Annotated in this window: 23 protein-coding genes; 16 read left to right on the top strand and 7 right to left on the bottom strand. The window is 68.4% G+C overall.

All coding sequences use genetic code 11. The annotated features are described in order from the left end of the window. Positions 1-95: 95 nt before the first annotated feature. The 5 genes from dapE (at position 96) to nadC (ending at position 5,665) form a co-directional block, all read left to right on the top strand. Positions 96-1,286 carry a succinyl-diaminopimelate desuccinylase gene (gene dapE / locus EJJ38_RS02075; RefSeq protein WP_127088461.1) on the top strand — a complete coding sequence of 397 codons (1,191 nt, stop codon included), beginning with the start codon at positions 96-98 and terminating at the stop codon, positions 1,284-1,286. Between the two features lie 12 nt (positions 1,287-1,298). Further along, the gene (locus tag EJJ38_RS02070; protein ID WP_127088460.1) at positions 1,299-2,066 is read left to right on the top strand and encodes an alpha/beta hydrolase; all 768 of its coding nucleotides are present in this window, start codon (positions 1,299-1,301) and stop codon (positions 2,064-2,066) included. 140 nt (positions 2,067-2,206) lie between these two features. Next, a complete protein-coding gene (gene nadA, locus EJJ38_RS02065; RefSeq protein WP_127088459.1) occupies positions 2,207-3,214 on the top strand; it encodes a quinolinate synthase NadA in 1,008 nt (335 codons plus the stop codon). A gap of 1 nt (position 3,215) precedes the next feature. Then, entirely contained in the window at positions 3,216-4,814 is a 1,599-nt protein-coding gene (locus EJJ38_RS02060; RefSeq protein ID WP_127088458.1) for an L-aspartate oxidase, read from the top strand. Further along, positions 4,811-5,665, top strand: coding sequence for a carboxylating nicotinate-nucleotide diphosphorylase (gene nadC, locus EJJ38_RS02055; protein WP_127088457.1), 855 nt, complete (start codon positions 4,811-4,813; stop codon positions 5,663-5,665). Before EJJ38_RS02060 ends, nadC begins: the two co-directional genes overlap by 4 nt. A 71-nt stretch (positions 5,666-5,736) precedes the next feature. On the opposite strand, the gene EJJ38_RS02050 is transcribed toward nadC, so the two are convergent. From EJJ38_RS02050 to EJJ38_RS02040, 3 genes are all read right to left on the bottom strand, one after another. Then, complete coding sequence (locus EJJ38_RS02050; RefSeq protein WP_127088456.1) at positions 5,737-6,606, bottom strand: universal stress protein; 870 nt, start codon at positions 6,604-6,606, stop codon at positions 5,737-5,739. Next, complete coding sequence (locus tag EJJ38_RS02045; protein ID WP_245454068.1) at positions 6,603-7,922, bottom strand: amino acid permease; 1,320 nt, start codon at positions 7,920-7,922, stop codon at positions 6,603-6,605. The genes EJJ38_RS02050 and EJJ38_RS02045 overlap by 4 nt, the downstream gene beginning before the upstream one ends. A gap of 255 nt (positions 7,923-8,177) precedes the next feature. Continuing rightward, positions 8,178-9,323, bottom strand: coding sequence for a succinylglutamate desuccinylase/aspartoacylase family protein (locus EJJ38_RS02040; RefSeq protein WP_127088454.1), 1,146 nt, complete (start codon positions 9,321-9,323; stop codon positions 8,178-8,180). A 367-nt stretch (positions 9,324-9,690) separates the two neighbouring features. Here EJJ38_RS02040 and cphA point away from each other — a divergent pair, with 367 nt between their 5' ends. From cphA to EJJ38_RS02025, 3 genes are all read left to right on the top strand, one after another. Beyond that, positions 9,691-12,438: a cyanophycin synthetase gene (gene cphA, locus EJJ38_RS02035; RefSeq protein ID WP_127088453.1), complete on the top strand. Its 2,748-nt coding sequence runs from the start codon at positions 9,691-9,693 to the stop codon at positions 12,436-12,438. Between the two features lie 11 nt (positions 12,439-12,449). Further along, complete coding sequence (locus EJJ38_RS02030) at positions 12,450-14,642, top strand: cyanophycinase (protein WP_127088452.1); 2,193 nt, start codon at positions 12,450-12,452, stop codon at positions 14,640-14,642. A gap of 147 nt (positions 14,643-14,789) precedes the next feature. Next, positions 14,790-15,962, top strand: coding sequence for a site-specific DNA-methyltransferase (locus EJJ38_RS02025; protein WP_127088451.1), 1,173 nt, complete (start codon positions 14,790-14,792; stop codon positions 15,960-15,962). Between the two features lie 6 nt (positions 15,963-15,968). Here EJJ38_RS02025 and mutY read toward each other — a convergent pair whose 3' ends face one another. Beyond that, positions 15,969-17,048, bottom strand: a complete 1,080-nt coding sequence (gene mutY / locus EJJ38_RS02020; RefSeq protein WP_127088450.1) for an A/G-specific adenine glycosylase — start codon at positions 17,046-17,048, stop codon at positions 15,969-15,971. Positions 17,049-17,131: 83 nt separating this feature from the next. Between mutY and EJJ38_RS02015 the strand changes: the two genes are divergently transcribed. The 5 genes from EJJ38_RS02015 to EJJ38_RS01995 all read left to right on the top strand — a co-directional run bounded on the left by EJJ38_RS02015 (position 17,132) and on the right by EJJ38_RS01995 (position 19,791). Further along, positions 17,132-17,608 carry a DUF721 domain-containing protein gene (locus tag EJJ38_RS02015; RefSeq protein WP_245454067.1) on the top strand — a complete coding sequence of 159 codons (477 nt, stop codon included), beginning with the start codon at positions 17,132-17,134 and terminating at the stop codon, positions 17,606-17,608. Between the two features lie 77 nt (positions 17,609-17,685). After that, positions 17,686-18,372: a DsbA family protein gene (locus tag EJJ38_RS02010; protein ID WP_127088448.1), complete on the top strand. Its 687-nt coding sequence runs from the start codon at positions 17,686-17,688 to the stop codon at positions 18,370-18,372. A gap of 37 nt (positions 18,373-18,409) precedes the next feature. Then, the gene (locus tag EJJ38_RS02005) at positions 18,410-18,664 is read left to right on the top strand and encodes a hypothetical protein (protein ID WP_127088447.1); all 255 of its coding nucleotides are present in this window, start codon (positions 18,410-18,412) and stop codon (positions 18,662-18,664) included. A 114-nt stretch (positions 18,665-18,778) separates the two neighbouring features. After that, positions 18,779-18,904: a type B 50S ribosomal protein L36 gene (ykgO, locus tag EJJ38_RS02000; RefSeq protein ID WP_012114086.1), complete on the top strand. Its 126-nt coding sequence runs from the start codon at positions 18,779-18,781 to the stop codon at positions 18,902-18,904. A 206-nt stretch (positions 18,905-19,110) separates the two neighbouring features. Beyond that, entirely contained in the window at positions 19,111-19,791 is a 681-nt protein-coding gene (locus tag EJJ38_RS01995) for a tetratricopeptide repeat protein (RefSeq protein ID WP_205666083.1), read from the top strand. 24 nt (positions 19,792-19,815) lie between these two features. On the opposite strand, the gene EJJ38_RS01990 is transcribed toward EJJ38_RS01995, so the two are convergent. Beyond that, positions 19,816-20,442: a hypothetical protein gene (locus EJJ38_RS01990; RefSeq protein ID WP_127088445.1), complete on the bottom strand. Its 627-nt coding sequence runs from the start codon at positions 20,440-20,442 to the stop codon at positions 19,816-19,818. Positions 20,443-20,938: 496 nt separating this feature from the next. On the opposite strand from EJJ38_RS01990, the gene olsB reads away from it, so the two are divergent. The 3 genes from olsB (at position 20,939) to EJJ38_RS01975 (ending at position 23,208) form a co-directional block, all read left to right on the top strand. Further along, positions 20,939-21,898 carry a l-ornithine N(alpha)-acyltransferase gene (olsB, locus tag EJJ38_RS01985; protein ID WP_127088668.1) on the top strand — a complete coding sequence of 320 codons (960 nt, stop codon included), beginning with the start codon at positions 20,939-20,941 and terminating at the stop codon, positions 21,896-21,898. Positions 21,899-22,014: 116 nt separating this feature from the next. Then, the gene (gene arfB, locus EJJ38_RS01980; RefSeq protein ID WP_127088444.1) at positions 22,015-22,443 is read left to right on the top strand and encodes an alternative ribosome rescue aminoacyl-tRNA hydrolase ArfB; all 429 of its coding nucleotides are present in this window, start codon (positions 22,015-22,017) and stop codon (positions 22,441-22,443) included. Positions 22,444-22,503: 60 nt separating this feature from the next. Next, positions 22,504-23,208 (top strand): SDR family oxidoreductase, encoded by a 705-nt coding sequence (locus EJJ38_RS01975; protein ID WP_127088443.1) that lies wholly within the window; start codon positions 22,504-22,506, stop codon positions 23,206-23,208. A gap of 87 nt (positions 23,209-23,295) precedes the next feature. Here the strand turns inward: EJJ38_RS01975 and recN are convergent, their stop codons facing one another. Beyond that, entirely contained in the window at positions 23,296-24,975 is a 1,680-nt protein-coding gene (gene recN, locus EJJ38_RS01970; RefSeq protein WP_127088442.1) for a DNA repair protein RecN, read from the bottom strand. A gap of 6 nt (positions 24,976-24,981) precedes the next feature. Then, positions 24,982-25,842, bottom strand: coding sequence for an outer membrane protein assembly factor BamD (locus tag EJJ38_RS01965; RefSeq protein WP_127088441.1), 861 nt, complete (start codon positions 25,840-25,842; stop codon positions 24,982-24,984). Positions 25,843-25,999: the final 157 nt, after the last annotated feature.

Here is a 25,999-nt window from a genome sequence, read left to right as displayed (position 1 = left end):
CGGCGAGGTGATGGCAGCGCTCCGCCGCCCCCCCCCCTTGCCGCCACACGCCGACCCACTAAAACGGCGCAAGAGCGATGCGGAACCTTAAGTCCATGAGCACCCCCCCCGACGTCAAGGCCCCCCTATGGGCCGAAGGGCTCGATCCCCTGTCCCTGACCCAGGCGCTGCTGCGCGCGCCCTCCGTGACGCCCAACGCGCACGACGCCCTGGAGGTGGTCGCCCGCGCCTTGTCCGAAGCCGGCTACGAGGTGCACCGCCTGCCCTTCGACAGCGCCGGGCCGCGCGTGCCGAACCTCTATGCCCGGATCGGCACCGAGGGACCCAATTTGTGCTTCGCGGGCCATGTGGACGTCGTGCCGGTGGGCGATGAAGCCCACTGGACCCACGGCCCGTTCGCGGGAGAGGTGGCGGACGGCCTGCTTTATGGCCGGGGCGCCGTGGACATGAAGGGCGGCCTTGCCTGCGCGCTGGCGGCGGCGCTGCGCCATGGCAAGCCGGAGACGGGGAGCCTCTCCTTCCTCGTGACCGGGGACGAGGAAGGCCCGGCCATCGACGGCACGGTGAAGGTGGTGGACTGGCTGAAGGCGCGCGGCGAGCGCCTCGACCATTGCATCCTGGGCGAACCCACCAATCCCAATGCCCTGGGCGACATGGTGAAGATCGGCCGGCGCGGCAGCCTGTCCGGCACCGTCACGGTCACTGGCAAGCAGGGCCATGTGGCCTATCCGCATCTGGCGGATAATCCCGTGCCGCGCCTCCTGCGGCTGCTCAACGCCCTGACCGCCGCGCCGCTGGACGCGGGCACGCCCCATTTCCAGCCCTCCAATCTGGAGGTGGTGGGCGTCCAGGCGGGCACGTCGGCCTATAATGTGATCCCGGCCACCGCGCAGGCGCGCTTCAATGTGCGCTTCAACGACCTCTACAGCCTGGAGAGCCTGAAGGCGGAGATCGCCCGCCGCCTCGGCACGGCGGGCGAGGACGGCCACTACGCCCTCGCCTTCGAGACCGGCGGCAGCGACAGCTTCCTCACCGCGCCCGGTCCCTTCATCGACATTCTCTGCGACGCGGTGGAGCAGGCCACGGGACGCCGCCCCGAGCCCTCCACCACGGGCGGCACATCCGACGCGCGTTTCATCAAGGACCTGTGCCCGGTGGTGGAATTCGGCCTTGTGGGCCAGACCATGCACCAGGTGGACGAGGTGACGCCGGTCGCCGATCTGTTCGCCCTCGCCGACATCTACGGCGCCGTCATCACCCGTTATTTCGCGCCCCGCGCGGCCTGAAGAGAGCCAGCCATGACCGTGCCCGGAGCCGAAACCCTCTCCCATCTCGACGTGGCCGGACGCGCCATCGCCGTGCGTGCCATTCCCGGCCAGGGGCCGGGCGTGTTCTGGCTGGGCGGCTTCAAGTCCGACATGATGGGCGGCAAGGCGCAAACGCTGGCCGACTGGGCCGCGCGGCGCGGCCAGGCCTATGTGCGCTTCGACTATTCCGGCCACGGCGAATCCGCCGGGCGGTTCGAGGATGGCACCATCTCCCAATGGCTGGAGGATGCATGCGCCGTCTTCGAGGAGAAGACCAGCGGCCCACAAATCCTCGTGGGCTCCTCCATGGGCGGCTGGATGGCGCTGCTGCTGGCCCGCGCGCTGGCGGCACGCGGCGAGACGCGGCTTGCGGGCCTCGTCCTCATCGCCCCGGCGCCGGACTTCACGGAAACCCTCATGTGGGCGCGCTTCGCCCCCGAGGTGCGCGAACAGATCCTCTCCACCGGCCGGTTCGAGCGCCCCTCAGATTATAGCGACGCGCCCTACATCATCACCCGCGCCCTCATAGAGGACGGACGCCGCCATCTCGTGCTGGGCGCGCCTTTTGCCGTCGGGTGCCCGGTGCGCATTCTCCAGGGCGCGCAGGATGCGGACGTGCCGTGGCAGCACGCCATGTCGCTGGTCACCTGCCTCGCCGAGGACGATGTGGTCTTCACCCTGGTGAAGGACGGCGACCACCGCCTCTCGCGGCCCGAGGATCTGGAGCGGCTGGTAGGCGCGGTGGAAGGGCTGCTCTGACAGCCAGCGGGCGCGGCGTCGCAAAGGCGCTTGACACCCCCTTATACTCACTCTTAGCATAACCAAATAGAGCCGGCTTCCCAACCGGCCTTTCTTTGACGCCAATTATACTCATAGCGAGTATAAAGGGAGGATATCCCATGCTCCGCGATCCCGCTGAAACGGGTGCGCCCGCACGCGCGCCGCTGCCTTTCCCGGACCTCTATGCCCGCGTGGCGCGGCATGTGCCGCCCATGGAATGGGAGCTGCTGGCGGACGACATCGCCGCCATTTTGGCGCTGAAGCGGCAGCGCAATGCCGTCCTGCTGGCCCATAATTACCAGGCACCGGAAATCTTCCACACGGTGGCGGACATCGTGGGCGACAGCCTCGCTTTGGCCCGCGAGGCGGCGGAGACGGACGCGGACGTGATCCTGCTGGCGGGCGTGCATTTCATGGCCGAGACGGCCAAGGTGCTCAATCCCCACAAGGTGGTGCTGATCCCGGACGAAGAGGCGGGGTGCTCGCTGGCCGAATCCATCCGGCCGGAGGATGTGCGCGCGCTGAAAGCCCGCCATCCCGGCGTGCCCGTGGTCACCTATGTGAACACCTCGGCGGCGGTGAAGGCGGAATCCGACATCTGCTGCACCTCCGGTAATGCCAAGGCCGTGGTGGAAGCGCTGGGCGTGCCCCGCGTCATCATGATCCCCGACGAATATCTCGCCCGGAACATCGCCGCCCAGACGGATGTGGAGATCATCACCTGGAACGGGCGCTGCGAGGTGCATGAGCGCTTCACGCCCATGGACATCGCCGAGATCCGCGACATCCATGCGGATGTCACCGTCATCGCCCATCCTGAATGCCCGCCGGACGTGGTGGCGGCGGCGGATTTCGCGGGCTCCACCGCCGAGATGGTGCGCTTCGTGGCGGACCGGCGCCCGGCCCGCGTCGCGCTCGTCACGGAATGCTCCATGGGCGACAACGTGGCGGTGCATTATCCCGAGATCGACTTCGTGAAGCCGTGCAACCTCTGCCCGCACATGAAGCGCATCACGCTGAAGAATATCCGCGCCGCGCTGGAGCGCATGGCCCCGCAGGTGGAGGTGCCCGCCGACATCCTCCCCGGTGCCCGCGCCAGCGTCGAGCGCATGCTGGCGATCCGCTGACATGGCCCACATCCTCCCGGCCGACACGGATCGCGTGATCGTGGTGGGCGCGGGCCTCGCCGGCATCGCCACCGCGCTGGAGCTTGCGCCCCTGCCGGTGCTGCTGGTGGCGCCGGACGCCGATCGGACCCGTCCCGCCATTCCCGCAAGTGCCCTGGCCCAGGGCGGCATCGCCGCCGCGCTCGGGCCGGACGACCATCCCGCCTTCCATGCGCAGGATACGCAGGCGGCGGGTGCGGGCCTGTGCGATCCCGCCCTCGTCGCCCGCGTGACCGGCGCGGCGGAACGGGTGGTGGCGCAATTGCTCGCCTGGGGCGTCCCGCTGGACCGCGACGCCGACGGCACCCTGGCGCGCGGACTGGAAGCGGCCCATGGGCGCGCGCGCATCCTGCATGCGGGCGGCGACGCCACGGGCCGGCATGTGCTGGAAGCCCTGGCGGCGCGGGCAGCGGCGGCGCCCCATGTCACCCGCCTGACCGCCCGGGCACACCGGCTCGTGGTGCGGGAGGATCGCGTGACCGGGCTCTGGTGCGAGACCCCGACGGGGCCGCCTGTCTTCCTCTCCGCGCGGGCCGTGGTGCTCGCCACAGGCGGCATCGGCGGGCTCTATGCCGCGACCACCAATCCCTCCGGCGCGCTGGGCGCGGGCCTCGCCTTGGCGGCCCGTGCAGGCGCCGTGCTGCGGGACATGGAGTTCGTGCAGTTCCACCCCACCGCCCTCGATGTGAAGGCGGACCCGCTGCCTTTGGCCACCGAGGCGCTGCGGGGCGCCGGGGCGGTTCTGGTGGATGGCACCGGCGCCCCGGTCATGGCCGGCATTCCCGGCGGCGACCTCGCCCCGCGCGACGTGGTGGCCCGCGCGCTCCATGAACGCCTCGCGGCGGGCGGACGGGTGTTCCTGGACGCGCGCGGCGCGCCGGGCACCGCCTTCGCCCGGCTCTTTCCGTCGGTCCATGCGCTCTGCGCGCGCTACGGCATGGACCCGGCCCACGCGCTGCTGCCGGTGCGGCCCGCCGCGCATTATCATATGGGCGGCATCAAAGTGGACGGCGCGGGGCGCGCCTCCCTCGACGGGCTGTATGCGTGCGGGGAAGTGGCCTCCACGGGACTGCACGGCGCCAATCGCCTCGCCAGCAATTCGCTTCTGGAAGCGCTCGCCTTCGCCCGCTGGATCGCCGACGACATTCGCGACCGCGCTGCCCCTTACGACCGCACACCCGCCACGCCCATCATGCCCGGATCCGGCCGTGTCACGGCCGATGTGCGGGCCATGATGGAGGCGCATGTGGGCGTGGTCCGCCATCAGGCGGGCCTGTCTCGCGCCCTGGACACCCTGCTGCCGCGCGCCGCCCGGTGCGATGCGGCGCTGGTGGCGGCCCTCGTCGCCCTCGGTGCGCTCCGGCGGGAGGAAAGCCGGGGCGGGCATTTCCGGGCGGACTTCCCCGAGACCGGCACCGCCCGCCATGGCGAACTCACCCTTGCCGCCCTGCTTATTGACCATGACGCCACGCCCCCGCAAAGGCTCGGCGTCCGGACCCTTCCCGCCGCGCGCGCGACCTCGCGCAACCGTGTCGGCGCCAAGATCGAGGATGTCGCATGAGCCTCTCCCCGCTGCCTGCCCTGCTGACCGAACCCGCCGTGCGCGCTGCCCTCCTGGAGGATCTCGGCCGCGCGGGCGACATCACCACCGACGCCGTCATTCCCGCGGGCATTCGCATGCAGGCGGTGATGACCGCACGCGAGCCCGGCGTGCTGGCCGGCGGCCCCATCGCCGAGCAGGCGTTCCGCCTCATGGGGCCGGACCTTGCCGTCACCCGCCTCGCGGCGGATGGCGCCCACATCGCCCCCGGCACGGCCGTGCTGCGGGTGGAAGGCGAGGCGCGGGCGATCCTGTCCGCGGAGCGCGTGGCGCTGAACTTCGCCTGCCGCCTCTCCGGCATCGCCACCGCCACGGCGACGCTGGTAGCGGCAGCCGAGGGGCACGGCCATGCCCGCATCACCTGCACCCGCAAGACCACGCCGGGCCTGCGGGCGCTGGAGAAATACGCGGTGCGCGCGGGCGGCGGCTCGAACCATCGGTTCGGCCTCGATGACGCGGTCCTCATCAAGGACAATCATGTGGCGGTGGCGGGCGGTGTGCGACAGGCCATCCTGGCCGCGCGGGCCCATGTGGGCCACATGGTGCGCATCGAGGTGGAGGTGGACACGCTCGGGCAATTGAAGGACGCGCTGGAAACGGGCGTCGATGCCATCCTCCTGGACAACATGAACCCGGACATGCTGCGCAAGGCCGTGGCGCTGGTGGCGGGCCGGGCGATCACCGAGGCGTCGGGCCGGGTGACGGCGCAGAGCGTGCCCGCCATCGCCGCGACGGGGGTGGACTATATCTCCTGTGGGTGGCTCACCCACAGCGCCCCCATCCTGGATCTCGGCCTCGATTTCGAGGCCTGAGCCGGCGCACAAAAAAGCGTGAGCGGCGGGTGCCGCTCACGCTTCATTGGATCATCGCGAGACCCGCTAGCTCAGTCCACGGCCACGATGGGCACGCTGGCATAGCGCAGCAGGCGGGTGAAGGTGGAGCCGAACAGGAAGGCGGTCATGCCCGCCTCGTGATGGGCTCCCGCCACCAGGATGTCGCCCCACAGCCAGCCCACCGAGGCGATGGCCCGCTTCCAGTCGGGCCCGTCGCCAATGGCGCAGGTGCCCGAAATGTCGGACGGCAACTCCTCGAGCGCCGCCTTCTGGGCCTGTATCGCCTGCTTGCGCCAGGTGTTGGAGACCACGTTCTCGATGTCGTAGCCCACATTGGAGGGATACATCTGGTTGTCGCGCACCACGAAGGTGACGAGGCGCAGCGGCACATTGTGCTGGCGCGCGAGGTCGATGGCGACGGACAGCGTCGCCGCGCCCTGGCGGTCGTCGGAGAAGGCGCAGGTGACGCGCTCCAGCGTCTTCGGGGCATTGGTGGCAAAGCCGAGCGGCGCCATGAGGGTGGGGCACTTGGTGCCCGCCAGAACGCCGGACGCGGTGGAGCCGAGGCCCGCGCGCATCTTCTTGCCGTCGCGGGCGGAGCCCACGATGGTGAGATAGGCGTTCATCTCATTGGCGACCCGCGACAGTCCCTTGGAGGCGCTGTCGGCGGCAACCACCAGATAGTCGGCCTTCACGGCTTCGCCGAGATAGGCCTTCGCCCTGGCAAGCGCCTTGCGGGAATATTCGCCCAGGAACTGCTTGTATTCCGCGTCCACCGCCGCCGGGGAGGGATAGCCCCACGTCTCCGGCGTCACCACGCAGACGGTGACGGGCACATTGCCCGCCAGCGCCATCATGCGCCCGACCGCGAGGGCGTCCGCCCCGCCCCGGTCCGGCGCATAGCCGATGAGGTAGCTCATTGCGCGCTCCCGCTCTTATTGAGGAGAGAATTGCGGAACGAGTAGCCGAAATAGATCATCAGCGCGATGGCGATCCACACCGCGAACAGGGCGTAGGTGTCCCAGGGCAGCTGCGTGATCAGGTAGATGCAGAAGCACACGCTGGCGATCGGAACGAAGGGGAACAGCGGCACGGTGTAGCCGCGCGGCAGGTCCGGACGGGTGCGGCGCAGGATGATGACGCCCGCCGACACCACGCCGAAGGCGATGAGCGTGCCCATGGAGGTGAGGTTGGCGAGCACGTCCAGCGGGATCAGCGCCGCGAGGAAAGCGATGAAGACGGCGACGATGTAGGTGTTCGTCACCGGCGTCATGGTCTGCGGATCGACCTTCTGGAACATCTTCGGCAGCAGGCCGTCGCGGCTCATGGCGAACAGGATGCGGGTCTGGCCGTACATCACCACCAGCGTCACCGAGAAGATGGAGATGATGGCGCCGATGCAGAGCAGGACCGAAGGCCAGGTGGAGCCGGTGATGTTCTGGAGGATGACGGCAAGGCCCGCATCCTGGCCGGCGAACTCGGTCCACCTCTGGGCGCCCACCGCCGAGAAGGCCACCAGCACATAGGCCAGGGTGACCAGAACCAGCGAGAGGATGATGCCGAGCGGCAGCGTCTTGCGGGGGTTCTTCACCTCTTCACCGGCGGTGGAGACCGCGTCGATGCCGATATAGGAGAAGAAGATGGTGCCCGCCGCGGCGCCCACGCCGAGCCAGCCCTTGGGGGTGAAGGGCTCAAGGTTCTCCACATGGAAGGCGGAGAAGGCGATCACCACGAACAGGGCCAGCACGCCCAGCTTCACCACAACGAGGATGGCGTTGATGGTGGTGGATTCGCGCGCGCCCTTGATGAGGAGCGAGGCGCACATGGCCACCAGCACGATGGCCGGCAGGTTAAAATAGCCGCCCGCGCCGGGAGGCTGGCTGATGGCGTCGGGCATCTGCCAGCCCGTGAGGTTGCCCATGAGCTGGTTCAGATACTGGCCCCAGCCCACCGCGATGGCGGAGGCGGACACCGCATATTCCAGCAACAGGCAGGCGCCCACGATATAGGCGACCAGTTCGCCCATGGTGGCGTAGGCATAGGAATAGGACGAGCCCGACACGGGAATGGTCGAGGCGATCTCGGCGTAGCACAGGGCCGTCAGGCCGGCGGTGATGCCGGCAATGACGAATGAAACGATCACGGCGGGGCCGGCTTCCGGAACCGCCGCCGTGAGGGCGACGAAGATACCGGTGCCGATGGTCGCGCCCACGCCCAGCATGGTGAGCTGAAACAATCCGATCGAACGTGAAAGGTGCCCCTTTCCGCCATGCTCATCGATCATGGCGGAAACCGGCTTACAGCGCAGCAACGCGCGCCCAAGTGAATTCGAACTCATGGAAAGCCCCGTCCTTCCGGTTTCGTAATTTGACCGCGCCCCGAACCATTTCAGGCGCCCGGCCCTGTGCCCACCCTGTCCGGAAATCCGCCGGACCCGATCACTCCAGCAATCAGCGTGCCATAAAAATGTCGCGAAGCGAGAGGGGCTTCCTCATTCGGTTAAAAGGAGGCCCGTTCGCTCCGGCAGCGGCACCGCCCCGGCGATTTTTCCGATGACTTTACCGGCCCAGGCATATTTCTGGCTGTGCCGGGCGAACAACACCCCGTCCGTGGTGGCGAGCACCGGCGTCACGTCGCCCAGCGGGTCGATGATCTCGGCCACCACCTCCCCGCTATGCACCATGTCGCCCAGGCGCGCCCGGTAATTGACCAGCCCGTCCACGGGCGCCCGCATCTGCTGCATGGCATCGAGGGGCGTCGCCTCGCATAGAAGGCGCGGCAGCGTGCCGGCCTCGCCCTTCACCACGCCGCGCCGCTGCAGGAAGCGCAGGAGCGCGGCGGCATCGCCCCGCGCCAGCCCGTCATCCACATCGTCATTGGAGCGCAGCTCCACCGTGGCCGACAGGCAGGCGGGCGGGATGGCCGCGTCGGGGAAGCGCTTGGCCAGCTCCCACCACGGCCCGCCGCAGGCTTCGTCGAACGGATTGCCACCGGACACCTCGGCCAGCAACACCGCCCGCGCATCGACCTCCGCCGCAAGGTCCGCGGCGCCGGGCCAGAGCGGCGTGCCGAGATAGAGATGCAGCAGCGCCTCATTGTCCGCATGCAGGTCCAGCACGATGTCCGCGTCATAGGCGAGGCCCATCAAGGTCTTGCGCAGGGCGGCCAGCTCGTCGGGCGGATCGATCCGCTCCAGGGCCGCGCCCATGGCGGCGCGGATGACGGCGACGTTTGCCTCCGCGTCCGGCCCGAGCTGCCCGTCCAGGGCGCCGGCCGCCTGGGCGGCGAGATCGGGATAGTCGCGATTGAAGTTTCGCCCGCTCGCCGTCTCGAATCGGCCCAGGAGAAAACCGCTCTCATGCTGTGTCAGGCCGATGGGATTGGCCTGCGGCACCACCACCACCTCACCCAGAATGTCGCCGCGCGCGGCCGCTTCGGCCAAATGTGCGGCAAGGTGGCGCAGAACCAGCATGCCCGGAAATTCATCGGCATGAAGACCGGCCTGGAGATAGGCTTTCGGCCGAGCTCCAGGCTGGCCGAAGTGCAAAACCGTGACTCCCCGCGGCGGCGCGCCCGCCGCCTGGGACGGAAGGGCATGAAAAGTCCGCCCCGCGCCCGGTGCCTCAAATTGCGCCATTTATTTTCCCCCGCGCTCTTTCGCAATGCAGCAAAAAGCAGCCGGCACAAGGCTCTCTGCGATCCCCGTCACCGTCTTTCCGACGACATATTGCTTGGGGTGCCGGATTGGGTCTAGGCTCAAATCGGCTCGGGATTTTTTTCGGGGGGTGAGACGTCCCGCCTTCGGTTCTTGATGACGTGCAGCGAACAGAGGCGCTGAACGGGGCAAGGTGGCCGGGGGATTTGGAAGGTGTATTTTGTGCGTTGCAACATAGCGTTTCGCGCTCCTTCCCGGACGATGCTTTCTTCCCGAAAAGGCTCCAGGTCCACATAACAGCCTTCAAGACGCGGGGACCGGCACAGCCGGATCGCTTGGGGAAGACCAGATGGACATCATTTCGACCGCCGCCTATGTCGGCCCGAACGCCTATGCCAAGGTTCCGCTGATCCGGCTCACCATCGATCTGAGAAGCCGATCCACCGCATCCGTTGCGAGCTACGGACCTGAGCTGCTCGAGACGCTGGTGAAGTATCTGCCGACGCTCGCGGGCGAGAAGCGCCCCGACGGCTCCTCCTGGCTGGAGTGGGCGGGCTCTTCCGATGAATGCGGCCTCGGCGAGTTGATCGCCTATGTGGCCCTCAACCTGCAGCGCCTCGCCGGCGCGCCGACCCCGTTCGCCAGCGCCATCCCGGTTCCGGACACGGACGAGGTGGAGGTGCTCTACGGCTATGAATCCGACGAGATCGGCATCGAAGCCGGTGATCTCGCCTGCGACATCCTCATCGAGCTGATCGCGCCGCGCCGCGACGACGACGAGCCCTACGACCTGGAAGACGAGCTGGACCGCTTCATGCGCTTCGCCCAGAAGCGCTCGCTCGGCCCGTCCGCGCTGGCCCTGGTGCATGCCGCCGAAGCCCGCGACATCCCCTGGGTGCGCCTCAACGACCAGAGCCTGATCCAGGTGGGCCAGGGCAAGTTCCAGAAGCGCATCGAAGCCGCGCTCACCTCCATGACCTCGCACATCGCCGTCGAGATCGCCTCCGACAAGGGCGTGTGCAACAAGATCCTCGGCGATCTCGGCCTTCCGGTGCCGCAGCAGCGCCAGGTCTATGACGCGGACGAGGCGGTCTCCGCCGCCCGCCGCATCGGCTATCCCGTGGTCATCAAGCCGCTGGACGGCAACCACGGCCGCGGCGTCACCGTCAACATCATGTCCGACGAAGAGGCCGAGGCCGCCTTCGCCATCGCCGATGCGGAAGGCAGCGCCGTCATCGTCGAGAGCATGATCGTGGGCGACGACCATCGCCTGCTGGTGGTCAACGGCAAGCTGGTGGCGGCCGCCAAGCGCGTGCCCGGCCATGTGGTGGGCGACGGCTCCAGCACCATCACCCAGCTGATGGAGATCGTGAACCAGGATCCGCGCCGCGGCGTGGGCCACGACAACGTCCTCACCAAGCTGGAGATGGACGAGCAGGCGCTGCGCCTGCTGGGCGAGAAGACCTACACGCCCGAGAGCATCCCGCCCGAGGGCGAGGTGGTGTATCTGCGCAAGACCGCGAACATCTCCACCGGCGGCACCGCCGTGGACGTGACCGACGTGATCCACCCCGACAACAAGGCCATGGCGGAGCGCTCCATCCTGGCGGTGGGCCTCGACCTCGGCGCGGTGGACTTCCTCACCTCCGACATCACCCAGTCCTATCGCGACACGGGTGGCGCCATCTGCGAGATCAATGCCGGCCCGGGCCTGCGCATGCATATCGCCCCCTCCGAGGGCAAGTCGCGCGACGTGGGCGGGGCGGTGATGGACATGCTGTTCCCGCCGGGAACGCAGAGCCGCATCCCGGTGGCCGCCCTCACCGGCACCAACGGCAAGACCACCTGCTCGCGCATGCTCTCCCACATCCTCAAGATGGCGGGCCATGTGGTGGGGCAGACCTCCACGGACGCGGTCTATATCGACGGCAACGTGACCGTGAAGGGCGACATGACCGGCCCGGTCTCGGCCAAGATGGTGCTGCGTGATCCCACCGTGGACATGGCGGTGCTGGAAACCGCGCGCGGCGGCATCGTGCGCTCGGGTCTCGGCTACATGTATTGCGACGTGGGCGCGGTTCTGAACGTCACCTCGGACCATCTGGGCCTGGGCGGCGTGGACACGGTGGACGAGCTGGCCCGCGTGAAGCGCGTGGTGGTGGAAGTCGCCCGCGGCACCGCGGTGCTCAACGCCGACAACGAATACACGCTGAAGATGGCCTCCTACACCACGGCCAAGAACCTCTTCTACGTGACCCGCAATCCCCATCACGAGCTGGTGCGCGAGCATATCCGCCTCGGCAAGCAGGCCATCGTGCTGGAAGAGGGCCTGAACGGCGACCAGATCGTCATCTATGACAACGGCACCCAGATCCCGCTGATCTGGAGCCACCTGATCCCCGCCACCATCGAGGGCAAGGCGCTCCACAATGTGGAGAACGCCATGTTCGCGGCGGCCATGGCCTATGCGCTCGGCAAGAGCCTGGACCAGATCCGCAACGGCCTGCGCACCTTCGACAACACCTTCTTCCAGTCCCCCGGCCGCATGAACGTGTTCGACGAGCACGGCTTCCGGGTGATCCTGGATTACGGCCACAACGAAGCCGCCGTGGGCGCCATGGTGGACCTCGTGGAGCGCCTGAAGCCGCGCGGCGACCGCATTGTCTGCGTCACCTGCCCGGGCGACCGGCGCAATGAGGACATCGTCGCCATCGCGGAGAAGGTGGCGGGCAAGTTCGACACCTATATCTGCCACCGCGACAACAATCTGCGCGGTCGCGGCCCCACCGAGATTCCGGACCTGATGCGCGAAGCGCTCCTGTCGTTCGGCGTCTCGGACGACCAGATCAAGATTATCCCCGAGGAAATGGAGGCGCTGGACACGGCCCTCTCCATGGCGCGGCGCGACGATCTGGTGCTCATCTTCTGCGAGGCCATCACGGCGTGCTGGAAGAAGATCATCTATTTCAAGCCCGAAGACGGCGGTGCGGTGACCGAGGCGGCGACGCCCCGTTCCCTGCAGATTGCCTTCGACGTGCCGGAGGGCTTTAAGCTCGTCACCAACGAACGCGGCGTGATGATCGCGCCGGTCGAGTAAGCGGACCATACATGTCCTTCTACGACTGGTTCTCGCTGCGCGACGAGCCTTCGCGGCGCTTGGCCGTGATCGGGGGACGGCTGGAAGACGGGAATGCCGATATCTATGGCGAGATGCATCGTCTCGCCCGGGGTCGGATTCTCGTTTTTCCCACCGCCTCCGGTGAGCCTCAGGAAGTGGGAGTGGAGACCGTCCAGGTCTTCCAGGCCTACGGCTTCGAGGCTGAGCTGTCCCCGGTCTACGGACCGGAGGCGGCAGCGGCGGCGTGCAACCCGGCCAATGCCGAGCAGGTGATGCGCCTCGGCAGCGTCTACTTCACCGGCGGAAACCAGGCGACCATCGTGGACACCCTGGCGCCCGGCGGCGTGGAGACGCCGGTGCTCGCGGCCATCCGCGCGGCCAATGCGGCCGGCGGACTGGTGGCGGGCTCCAGCGCGGGCGCGGCCATGATGTCCAAGGTGATGATCGTCGGCGGCACGTCCCTCGACGCCATCGTCAACGGCGTCACGGAAGACCCCGAAAAGCCCGGCATGCTGCTGAGCGAGGGGTTGGACTTCTTCCCCTTTGGCGTGGTGGACCAGCATTTCATCAAGCGCGGCAGGCTCGGCCGGCTGATCGTCGCCATGGCCAATACCGGCGTCCAGAAGGGCTTCGGCATCGACGAGAACACCGCTTTGTTCGTGGACGGGCGGCGGGGCCGCGTGGTCGGCGAATATGGCGCCTTCATCCTCGATATGGCGGACGCCCAGTTCGACGAGCGCGGGCGGACCTTCCAGGACATCCGCTTTTCCTATCTGGACAATGGCGACGAGATCGATCTCGTGCGCATGAAGGTCACCCCCGGCCCCGGCAAGCGGCGGGTCCGGCTGGCGGAGATCGCTTATCGCGCGCCTGCCCGCTCGCAGCGCAATGTGTTCGGCGCCTATACGCTGTACGACCTGCTCGGCCGCCTCGTGCTGGGCGATCCCCTCGTCTATTCCGTGGATCACGCCAGCACGGTCGAGCTGAAGACATCCATGGCGGTGACCGTGGAGCTGGAACGGGTGCGCGGCCAGTCCCGCAATCTCGTGGCGCTCACCGAGAACGGCTTCCGCATGACGGCGGTGAATTACCGCGCCAGCGTCATGAGCGAGAAGCTGAGCGCGGCGCGGCTTGCCAACCGGGCCACCAAGCTCCAGCGCGACTATGGGGTGAAGCCCGGGCCGGACTCGCGCCTGCTTCTGCTGGGATCGTCCCCGCTCTCGGGCAGCGGCGCCATGCTGAAGGAGATGCTGTCGCACTGCCAGGGCGACGTGGGCATCCTCGCCGCCGCCTCCTCCGAGCCCCGCGAAACGGCGCGCTCCATCATCGATGCGCTGCGCGTCCATGGCCGCACCGGTATCGATCTGGGCGTCACCATCGACAATGTGGAGCATTGCAGCCTCGACAAGGCGCTGGTGGAGCAGATCTCCTCGCTGAAGACCATCTTCCTGCCGGGCGGCAACCAGGTGCGCCTCGTGGAAAGCCTGCTCTATCGCGGCGAAGAGACCCCCATCCTGCTGGCCATCGCCAAGGCCCATGCCAACGGCGCCGCCATCATCGGCGCGTCCGGCTCCGCCTCGGCCCTCTCGCGCTTCATGATCGCGGGCGGCTCGTCCCACGAGGCGTTCCGCTTCGGCGTCTCCACCGATTCCGGCCATCACGGCCTCGTGCTCCAGGAAGGCATCGGCTTCTTCGGCGGCGGTATCGTGGACCAGAACCTGTTCTCGTCCCGCCGGCTCGGCCGCCTCATCGTGGCCTGCGCCGAGGAAGGCGTGCGCTACGGCTTCGGCGTGTGCGAAGAGAGCATCATGAGCGTGCGCGGCGATGGATCGCTCATCGACGTGTTCGGCCGCTATGGCGTGGTGCTGGTGGAGGTGGACCCCAACCAGCTCGTGCTCCAGAGCGATACCTTCGCGGCCCAGGGCGTGAAGCTGTCCTTCGCCTTGCCGGGGGACCAGATCGACGTGGTCAACGGCACCGTGCTGCGCAACTCGCCGCCTGAGCAGGCCACCGCCGCTTTGGTGCGCCTCGTGAACGAACTGGTGACCGAATGCGGCGCCCTTCCGCTGGGCACGCCGCTCACCGAGGTCCTCCATCGCAAGGCCATGGTCATGGGCATCACGGCGCTGGGCGACGGCATGGTGAGCCTCGACATCGACAGCCCGCGCGACGACCGGACCTGATCCCGCCGCGCGGGACTGCGTGAAAAGCCACATCCCTCCCGGCGCCTTGAAAAACAGGCTGCGATTTCACGGCTGCGCTAACGTCACCTTTACCTGATGCGCCCCACACTGCTTCCCGTCGTAAGCGTTGCGTACGGGTTGCGTCTCATGAATGTGGTGCGTAAGGGGGCGCCCGCCCGGGCGCCCCGCCGCTCCGGCCCCGATGCCGGACTTTCCTTCCCCTCCGTGGAACTCGACCGCATTCATGTGGGCGACTGCATCGCGGCGCTGAACGCGCTGCCGCCCGCCTGCGTGGATCTCGTCTTCGCGGACCCGCCCTACAATCTCCAGCTCCAGGGGGAGCTGAAGCGACCCGACGAGAGCAGGGTGGATGCGGTGGACGACGCCTGGGACCAGTTCGAGAGCTTCGCCGCCTATGATGCCTTCACCCGCGACTGGCTGAAGGCGGTGCAGCGGGTGATGAAGCCCAATGCCACGCTCTGGGTGATCGGCTCCTACCACAACATCTTCCGCGTGGGCTCGGCGCTGCAGGATCTCGGCTTCTGGATCCTCAATGACGTGATCTGGCGCAAGTCGAACCCCATGCCCAATTTCCGGGGCCGCCGCTTCACCAATGCCCATGAAACCCTGATCTGGGCCGCCCGTGAGCCGGGCACCAAGGGCTATGTGTTCAATTACGAGGCGATGAAGGGCGGGAACGAGGACGTCCAGGTCCGCTCGGACTGGCTGATCCCGCTCTGCACCGGCCAGGAACGCCTGAAGGACGAGGACGGGCGCAAGACCCATCCCACCCAGAAGCCCGAAGCCCTGCTCGCCCGCGTCCTGCTCTCCGCTTCCCGGCCGGGCGATGTGGTGCTCGATCCCTTCTTCGGATCCGGCACCACCGGCGCCGTGGCCAAGCGGCTGCGCCGCCATTTCATCGGCCTTGAGCGCGATCCCGGCTATGCCCGCGCGGCCCAGGCGCGCATCGATGCGGTGGAGCCCCTGCCGGAATCGGCCCTCGCCGCCCCGCCCAGCGCCCGCGAGGCGCCCCGCGTCGCCTTTTCCGCCCTGGTGGAGCGGGGCCTCGTGACGCCCGGCGCGGAACTCACCGACGCCAAGGGCCATGTGCGGGCCGTGGTGCGGGCCGACGGCACCATCGCCATCGTCAACAACAATGCCCCCGCCGTGGGCTCCATCCACCGCATGGGCGCCCTCGCCCAGGGGGCGGAAGCCTGCAACGGCTGGACCTTCTGGCATGTGGAGCAGGAGGGGCGTCGCCACCCCATCGATATCCTGCGCGCCCGGCTGCGGGCCGAAATGGGCATCCGCTCCGAATAAACACGCTCAGCCCACGTGACCGTGGGCGAGCACCTTGCGCATGACGCTGGGCAGCGCCTCGGCGTCGAAACCGCGCGGGTGCACGAAGCGCATGCCTTCGGGCGCGGACGCATGGGCGGGCAGGTCCGTCCGCCAGACCGCCAGTTCCAGCGTGAAATGGGTGAAGACGTGCACCACCTGGCCGGGCAAGGCCCGCCAGGAGGCCGCGAGCGGCGCATGGCCGGGCGCGGGCACGCTCTCAGTGCTCCAGGGCGTGGACGGAACCTCCGTCATTCCGCCCAGCAGCCCTTTCGGCGGCCGGGTGCGCAGCAGCACGGCCCCGTCCGCCCGCACGGCGAGGAAGGCCGTTCCCTGTCGCACCGGCTTCTCGGCCTTGGGCGCCTTCACCGGATAGCGGGCGGGCTCGCCCTCCGCACGGGCAAGGCAGGGATCGGTGAAGGGGCAGATGGGGCAGGCCGGGCTGCGCGGCGTGCAGATGGTGGCCCCCAGATCCATCATCGCCTGCGCAAAATCGCCGGGGCGCCGCTCCGGCGTCAGAGCGGCGGCGCGGGCCTTGATCTCCACCTTGCCCTTGGGCAAGGGCGTTCCGATGGAATATAGCCGACTTACCACTCGCTCGATATTGCCATCCACGGGGCTCGCCTTGCGGTCGAAGGCGATGGCGGCGATGGCCGCCGCCGTATAGGGGCCGATGCCCGGCAGATCGAGCAGCGCCGCCTCGTCGTCGGGGAACACCCCGCCATGGCGCGCCACCACGGCCTTGGCGCAGGCGTGCAGATTGCGGGCGCGGGCGTAATAGCCGAGCCCTGCCCACGCGGAGAGCACGCTCTCCAGGGGCGCGGCGGCGAGGTCCGCCACCGTGGGCCAACGGCGCAGGAAGTCGGCGAAATAGGGCCCCACGGCCTTCACCGTGGTCTGCTGGAGCATGATTTCCGAGAGGAAGACGTGATAGGGATCGGCCCTGCGCCCCGGCTCCGCGCGCCAGGGCAGGCGGCGACGGTGCCGGTCGTACCAGGCGAGCAGCGCGCCGGCTTCGGGCGCCTCCGGCTTGCGGGTTCGGGTAGGGGAGAGGATCATGCTGTCCATGGTCGCACCCTGCAATTCCCGTCTTCGCCCCGCAAGGGGACATGAGCGGCGCAGAGCGTGGCCCGCATGAGGGAACAGGTCCCGTGAAGAAGCCGTATTTCGCCCAGCCCCTCGCCGATCTGGTCGGCCCCACCATCGCGCAGCTCTGCGGCAAGGCGGGCTTCTCCGTGGTGGAGGTGGTGACCCATTGGGATGAGATCGTCGGGCCGGACCTCGCCCCCCGCTCCCAGCCGCAGCGCCTGCAATGGCCGCGCGAGGAGAACGGGGAGGCCGCCACCCTGTTCGTGCGGGTGGAGGGCGCCTATGCCATCGAGTTCCAATATGCCGCGCCGATCGTGATGGAGCGCATCAACGCCTATTTCGGCTGGCGCTGCGTAGGGCGGATCGCGCTGCGACAGGGGCCGGTGCCCCGGCGTTCCGTGCCCGCCCCCTTCATTCCCCCCGCGCCGGAGACCGTTGCACGGGTGCGCGGGGAGATCGGCGCCTTCGAGGACGAGGCTCTGGCGGCGTCCCTCGCCCGGCTTGGTGCCCTGGTGCGGCAGTCGCGCCGGAAATCTTGATCGCGCCGGGCCTTTCGGCCACATCCCTGCCGTGATAGCCCGCTCCAGTCCGCGCCATCGCACCAGTGGAGAGTTTCATGCCGTTTTCCCGTCGCCGCTTCCTCGTGGGGGCCGGCCAGCTGGCCCTCTTCGCCGCCGTTGCGGGACCCATGCTCAAGCTCGCCGGCCTCGATGGCGCGCTGATCAGCCCCGCCGCCGCCCAGACCGTGGACGCGGCCAAGCTGTTCGCGCCCGCCGCCAGCGCCCTCACCGAGGAATCGCTGGGCGCCAAGGACGCGCCGGTGACCATCGTGGAATACGCCTCCCTCACCTGCTCGCACTGCGCGGCGTTCCACACCCAGACCTTCCCCACCCTGAAGTCCAAATATATCGACACGGGCAAGGTGCGCTTCATCCTGCGGGAATTCCCGTTCGACCCGGTGGCCACCGCCGGCTTCATGCTGGCCCGCTGCCTGCCGGACGATAAGTATTTCCCCATGGTGTCCAGCCTGTTCGAAACCCAGCGCGCCTGGGCGTTCGGCAACGATCCGGCCCAGGGCCTGCTCACCGTCGCCAAGCAGGCGGGCATGAGCGAGGCGGACTTCGAGAAGTGCCTCTCCGACAAGGATCTGGCTGAGAAGGTCCAGGCCAGCGCGCAATATGCCAACAAGGAGCTGGGCGTGGATTCCACCCCCACTTTCTTCATCAACGGCAAGAAGTTCGCGGGCGCCATCTCCGTGGCGGACCTGGACAAGGAACTGGCGCCCCTGCTCCAGGGCAAGTAGGCTTTCGGTTCTTCGGTGCAGCATGCGGGGGTGAGCCGTGCCGTCCTTGATCCGTTATCGCTACAACACCATGGCCGCCGAGACACCGGACGGCGCATGGAACTGGCGCGTCATTCTGGAAACCGGCCAGGGCTTCGAGGAAGTCCTGGTGCGGGATCTGGTGGTGAACGTTCCCTCTTTCAGCCGGGCCGATGAGATGCCGGTGGTGGGGCGCAAGTTCCACATGGCGTGCATCGGCCGGTTCCGCGTGGAGGACGGTATCGGAATCGTGGACGCGGCACCCGCCGCCTAGCGGTTCCGCCGTTGACATCGGCGCCTTCGCCCCATATCAAGCGCGCTCGATCCAACAAACTTGTGTCGATGAGCCGCGCGGTCCGCGCGCCGCGGTCGGCCGAAGGCGAGTGTTATGAAGATCCGCAATTCCCTGAAGTCGCTGCTCGGCCGTCACCGGGACAATCGTCTGGTGCGCCGCAAGGGCCGCGTCTACATCATCAACAAGACCCAGAAGCGCTACAAGGCTCGTCAGGGCTGATCCGGGCCGACCGGCGACGCCGGTCGAGCATTCGTGATCCGCGCGGCCTTTGGTGCCGCTCACCGCGTTTCCAAGCGAAATGTGAAGCGGTTCACGGTCAAACAGCGCATTTAAGCGACAGTGCGAAGCGTTTCAGCAGGTTGGCAAACCGCTGGAGCGCTTCGCTGCGTCTTGACGCAGCGGGCGGGCGGATGGACATTTCCCCCATGCCGGTGCGTACCTCTTTCTCCACTTCGCGGCTTGCCGTCCTGCTTCTCGCGGGCGCGTGCCTTGGCCTGCCGTCCGTCCTGTCCGCTCCCGCAGCGGCTCAAGGGTCGTCCCAGGGGCCAGCCGCGGGCAACACCCCGCCCGCCGCAGCGCCCGCCCGGCCCGGCGAGGCCCCGGTCCGCAAGCCCCCGCGCGATCGTCGCGCCCAGCTCGATGCCCTGTTCGAGGCCCTGCGCCTCGCGCCCGACGAGCAGAGCGCCAAGGCGCTCAATTCACGGCTCGACGCCTTCTTCGCGCAGACCGGCAGCCCCAGCGCGGACCTGCTCATGGCCCGCGCGGAAGTGGCCGCCCAGGCGAAGGAATATGACCTCTCGCTGGAATTGCTGAACGTCGCCATCACCATCGTGCCGGACAATCTCTCCCTGCTGGCGCGCCGCGCCTCGGTGAAATATGCGCAGGACGACTATGACGGCGCGCTGGTGGATCTGGGAGAAGTGCTGACCCGCGAGCCCCGCCACTACACGGCCCTGCTGGGCCTGGCGCTCATTCTGCGCGAGGTGGGCGAGGACGCCCGGGCGCTGGACGCGGCGCGGCGGGCTTTGGCGGTCAATCCGCACCTGGAAGAGGCGCAGGAGATCGTGGACGAATTGAAGGTGGATGTGGAGGGGCGCGAAATCTGACGCGCCCGCTCCGTTTTCGCTCGGTCAGTTCACGGTGTTGATGACCACGCCCTCATAATAGCGGATCTCGCTCAGGTCCCCGATATTGACGTTCTGCAAATCCGCCAGCACCTGCGAGTTGCCCGCCTTCAGCGTGCGCACATAACCGTCCAGGCCCTCGAAGCTGATGGTGCCGGCGGTCTTGTTGATATCCACCAGGATGGAGGTGAGGGTCACCTCGCGGAAGCCGAAATCCTGCGGCCAGCCGGGCAGGCCGCCATCGAGCGCCACTTCGGCGGTGAGCTTGCCGGGCGTGCCCTGGTGGGCCTTGCCCAGATAGGTCACGACGCCCGGCAGCACGCGGACGATGAGGCTGCGGCTGTTAGCCAGATTCATCACATTGCCCATCATGGGCGGCACCAGAACCGACCAGCGCTTGCCCGTGCTGCCTTCCAGCACCACGCGGCGCGTGGCGGGATCGGCCGAGACGAACTGGGCCTTGTAGGTGAGCACCTGCATGGGGCCCACATTGGGAATGTCGATGGTGGTGACCGCATCCGGCACGGGACGCGGCTGGGCGGCGGCCGGCATGGAGCCGGCGAAACAGGCCGCAAGGCCGGCGGCGGCGAACAGGCCGCGCAGGGCGCGCGCACGGAACACGGAACGTACCATCAAATCCCCCTTCGCTGAGCCGGCGCGCGGTGACGGCACCGGAGCTTGAGCCGACTGAATTATGCCCGCCCCGTCCGGCGCGCAGACGCGCGCCGCCAAGACGAGGCAGCACCAACCCATTCGCATATAAGGATGAAGCCCGGCTTAAGCTGCCGCGCTCGGACCTTACGTATGGGATTCGGCCATTGTCACATCAGCGTATGAAACCTATGCTGATGGTATCCGTCACGCGATGAGGCGGGGCAGTGGCTCCGTAAGGCGCGGGTGAGCTCGTCATGGCGGAAAGCGTCGAAAACGCCGCTCCGCCAGCGACGGCCCCAGGAGGAGGGTCGTTGCCATGAAACGCGAAGAAGTGCCGGGTTCGGGCCGTTCTCCGGCGGGGCTGGATTTCCCTGCCCTCTTCGGCCGTGGCATCGACGTCGCGAAAGAGAGCCTCGCGAAGTTTCCGGGCGCGAAATTTTCCAACGGCAAATTCACCGAGGGCGGCGCCTTCCGCATGACCCCCGCCAAGCTCGCGGCCTCGTTCGGCTTCGGCCCGGCCGCCTTGGCCGATGGTGTTCCCCTCAACGGACCCCAGAAGCTGGTCTCGGACCTGCGCGCCTATTCGGGCATCCGCCACCGCGAGGCGGTTCCCTCCGGCGAACCCGTGGTGCTCGGGCGCCTCGGCAGCTTGGAAGTGCGGCTCGCCCGCACCGCGAGCGACGTCCGCAAGGCCCAGCGGCTGCGCTACAAGGTGTTCTACGAGGAAAAGTCGGCTGTCCCCGACGCCGCCGCGCGCCTCGCACGCCGCGACGTGGATGCCTTCGACACCATCTGCGACCACATCCTCGTGCTCGACCATGATGCCGGCAAGATGGTGCTCGGCCGGCGCAAGCCCAAGGTGGTGGGCACCTATCGCCTGCTGCGCCAGGACGTGGCCCGCAAGCATGGCGGCTTCTATACCCAGGCCGAGTTCGACGTGAACCGCATCATCGAGGCCCATCCCGGCCTGCGCTTTCTCGAACTGGGCCGCTCCTGCGTGCTCAAGCCCTATCGCAACAAGCGCACGGTGGAGCTGCTCTGGCACGGGGTGTGGACCTATGTGCTGCGCAACAATATCGACGTGATGTTCGGCTGCGCGAGCCTGGACGGTACCGACCCCGCGTCCCTCGCTCTGCCCCTCTCCTTCCTGCACCACCATGCCCGCGCGCCTGAGGAATGGTGCGCCCGCGCCCTGCCCGCGCGCTGCACCAACATGAACATGCTGCCCAAGGAGCAGGTGGATTTGAAAACCGCCATGCATTCCCTGCCGCCGCTCATCAAGGGCTATCTGCGCGTCGGCGGCTATGTGGGCGAGGGGGCGGTGGTGGACCACCAGTTCGGCACCACGGACGTTCTGGTCATCCTGCCCCGCGCGGCCATCTCGCCCCGTTATGTGGGGCATTTCGGCCCGAGCGCGAACCGCCACGCCATCTGACGGCGACGGGCCGGAGGACAATCGCCTCCGGCCGAGCCGCCCCGGCACGCCGGGGCGTTGCCTCCCCGCGCATCATCCCCGTTGATCCGCTCTCCCGCCTGCGGCATTGAAGGGCCATGGCCTGGATCGAGATCACGCCGCGCCTTGCGATCACGGAGGAGGAATTGTCCTTCTCCTTCGTGCGCGCCTCCGGCCCCGGCGGGCAGAATGTCAACAAGGTGTCGAGCGCGGTGCAGCTGCGCTTCGATGCCTGGGGCTCGCCCAATCTCCCGGACGGCGTGAAGTCGCGGCTCGGCCGGGTCGCGGGCAGCCGCATGACCCAGGACGGCGTCATCGTCATCCATGCCCAGAGCTTCCGCAGCCAGGACCGCAACCGCGAGGATTCCATCGCGCGCCTCGTGGAGATGATTCGCGAGGCCGCCTATGTGGCGCCGCCCCGCCGCAAGACGCGCCCCACCCTCGCCTCCAAGGAGCGCCGCCTCGCGGCCAAGGAGCGGCGCGGCAGCGTGAAGAGCCTGCGGCGCGGCAAGCCCGACGTGGACTGAAATCCCTGAATTGACGGGCACCCCGCCCCAAACATTTCCCGAAAAGAAGGACGAAGGCAGATGAGCGCGCAGAAGGTGGCGGTGGTGACGGCGGGCGGCAGCGGCATGGGCGCGGCGGCGGCCCGGCGCTTGGCGGCTGATGGCTACAAGGTGGCCATCCTCTCCTCCTCCGGAAAGGGCGAGGCCCTGGCGGCGGAACTGGGCGGATGGGGCGTGACCGGCTCCAACCAGTCGCCCGAGGACCTGGAACGCCTCGTGGCGCTGGTGATGGGCGAGGCCGGGCGCATCGACGTGCTGGTGAACAGCGCGGGCCACGGGCCGCGCGCACCGCTGCTGGAGATCACCGACGACCAGTGGCACACCGGGCTCGACGTCTATCTGATGAACGTCATCCGCGCGACCCGCCTCGTGGCGCCGGTGATGGCGGCCCAGAAGGGCGGCGCCATCATCAACATTTCCTCGGCCTGGGCGTTCGAGCCTGCGTCCATGTTCCCCACCTCGGCGGTGTTCCGGGCGGGGCTTGCCGCCTTCACCAAGCTGTTCGCGGACCAATACGGCCCCCAGAATGTGCGCATGAACAATGTGCTGCCCGGCTGGATCGACAGCCTGCCCGCCACCGAGGAACGCCGCGCGGGCGTGCCGCTGGGCCGCTACGGCACGTCCGAGGAAATCGCGGCCACCGTCGCCTTCCTGGCGTCCGAAGGCGGGGCCTATATCACGGGTCAGAACATCAAGGTGGATGGCGGCCTGATGCGCAGCGTGTGAGGGGTCTTATACTGGCAGTCCCGGTCTTCGGCCGGTACTGCGGGGGCTTAGACAAGGGCTCATGAGGCATCTCATGGACCCTTTCTGTTACCCCACCACGCCCAGCAGGCGATCCGCCGCCGCCCGCGCTTCGGCGGTGACGGTGGCGCCCGCCAGCATGCGGGCGATCTCCTCGCGGCGATGGTCGTCGGTGAGCGGCGCGACCCGTGTGGTCACGGGCGCGTCGTTGGCGGCACCGGGGGCGCTGGCCTTGGAGATGAGGAGGTGATGGCGCGCCCGCGCCGCCACCTGGGGCGCGTGGGTGACGGACAGCACCTGAACCCGCTCGGCAAGGCGCGAGAGGCGCGCGCCGATGGCGTCCGCCACCGCGCCGCCCACGCCCGTGTCGATCTCGTCGAAGATGAGGGTGGGCGCGGACCCGCGATCCGCCAGCACCACTTTCAGCGCCAGCAGGAAGCGCGACAGCTCGCCGCCCGAGGCCACCTTCATCATGGGGCCCGCCCGGGTGCCGGGATTGGTCTGCACCCAGAATTCCACCCGGTCCTGCCCCTCCGGCCCGGCGGCGGCGGCATCGCTCTCCAGCGCCACGGAGAAGACCGCCCGCTCCAGCTTCAAGGGCGGCAGCTCGGCATTCACCGCCGCCTCCAGCCGGCCCGCAGCCGCCTTGCGCCCGGCGGAGAGGTGCTTGGCTGCGGCCATATAGGCAAGGCTCGCCTCCCCAGCCGCGCGGTCCAGGGCCGCGAGGCGCGTGGCACCCCGGTCCAGGGCCACGAGATCGGCGGAAAAGCGGGCCGCACGGGCGGGCAGGTCGTCGGTGGCGACACCATATTTGCGGGCAGCGGCGCGCAGGGCGAACAGGCGCTCCTCGATGCGCTCCAGCTCACGCGGGTCGAAATCCGCCTCGCGCAGCGCCGCTTCCAGATGGGCGCGGGCGCTTTCCAGCGCGTCCAAGGCCTGGTCGATGGCCTCCACCGCCGGCTTTACCAGATCCTGCGCCTCGCCCGCCCGGCGCTCCAGGCGGCGCACGGCGGCCGCGAGGGTGGGCACCGGGGAGCCGCCCCCGCCCACCGCGTCCAGCGCCTCGGAAAGGTCGCCGGCAATTTTCTCGGAGCGCATCATGGCGGCGCGGCGCTCGGCGAGCCGCCCTTCCTCGCCCGCCTCGGGAGCGAGGGTGTTCAGTTCCGCCGCCGCATGGCGCAGGAAGTCGGCATCCTTGGCCGCCGCCTCCAGGCGCGCGCGCTCGCCGTCCGCCTCCGTCACCGCCGCGCGCCAGCCGCGCCAGAGGACGCCCAGCGCGATCGCCTCGCCCGCAAGGCCCCCGAAGGCGTCCAGGAGCGCGCGATGGGAGGCCGGGTTCACCAGCGCCCGGTCGTCATGCTGGCCGTGCAGCTCCACGAGGCGCGCGGCGAGCGCGCGCAGGGTCTGGAGGCTCACGGGCTGGTCGTTGATGGTGGCGCGGGTGCGCCCGTCCGCCGTCTGGGTCCGGCGCACGATGAGATCGCCTTCGTCGGCGATGTCGGCTTCGGCAAGAAGCAGGCGGGCGGGATGGGAGAGGGGAAGGTCGAAGACCGCCGTCACCTGCCCCTTGGCCGCGCCGTGGCGCACCAGGGCGCCGTCGCCGCGGCCGCCCAAGGCGAGGGACAAGGCATCCAGCAGGATGGACTTGCCCGCGCCGGTCTCGCCCGTGAGGACCGTGAGGCCCTCATTCAGCGCGAGATCAAGCTTCTCGATCAGAACGATGTCCCGGATCGAGAGGGAGGCGAGCATGGCGCGTCAGCCGAGACCGAGCTTCTTGAACGCCTGGCTGATCCAGGAGCCCTTATTCTCCTTGGGTTCGCCGCCCCCGCCCTGCTGGACGAGGCGATAGGCGTCCTTGTACCAGGAACTTTCCGGGAAATTGTAGCCCAGCACGGCGGCGGCGGTCTGCGCCTCGCTGATGATGCCCAGCGCCATATAGGCTTCCGTGAGGCGGAACAGCGCCTCTTCCACCTGCCGCGTGGTCTGGTACCGCGTCACCACCACCTTGAAGCGGTTGATGGCGCCCGTGTAGTTGCGGTTTTCCAGATAATAGCGGCCGACCATCATTTCCTTGCCGGCCAGCTGGTCACGCGCCACTTCCACCTTCCGCTTGGCGGAGACGGCATATTCGGTGTCGGGATATTTGCGGATCACGTCGTCCAGCGCGTCCAGGGCCTGGCGGGTGGCCTTCTGGTCGCGGGTCACGTCCGGAATATTGTCGAAATAGGCGGAGGCGACGAGATAGTTCGCATAGGCCGCGTCCGAGGAACCCGGATGCAGCGAGAGATAGCGCTTTCCGGCGCTGATGGCCTCGTCATATTCGCCCAGTTGGTAATAGGCGTAGGTGTCCATCAGCAGGGCCTTGCGGGCCCATTCGGAATAGGGATGGGTGCGGTCCAGATCCTCGAAGCGCTTGGCCGCCGCCTTGAGGTCGCCGCGGTTCATGAGGGTCAGGCCCTCATTGTAGATCTTCTCGGCCGGCTCGTCGGGCGCGAGGATGTCGTCCTTGTCGGTGGCGCAGCCCGCAAGGCTGGCCGCCACCAGGAGCGCACCGATCAGCCCGGCCACCCGGGAGCGCGAGGCGCGCGGAGAAGCCGCTTCTTTGAAAAGGCGCATCACGTGTGAATCACTCCGAGCCGTTGCCTCGACCGAACCCCGACCCGTGCCGGGACGCAGAGCCGCCACCAACGCGGCTAACGGCGCTTTCCGACGGCATTGTGGCGCGCGAGTGTGAAGAGACGGCAAATTTCAAGGAAGGGGAATAGGACGCAAT

The sequence above is a fragment of the Aquabacter cavernae genome, from assembly GCF_003993795.1.
Lineage (GTDB): Bacteria > Pseudomonadota > Alphaproteobacteria > Rhizobiales > Xanthobacteraceae > Aquabacter > Aquabacter cavernae.
Note: the sequence above shows the minus strand (reverse complement) of the source record. Positions and strands in the feature narration are given on the sequence as shown.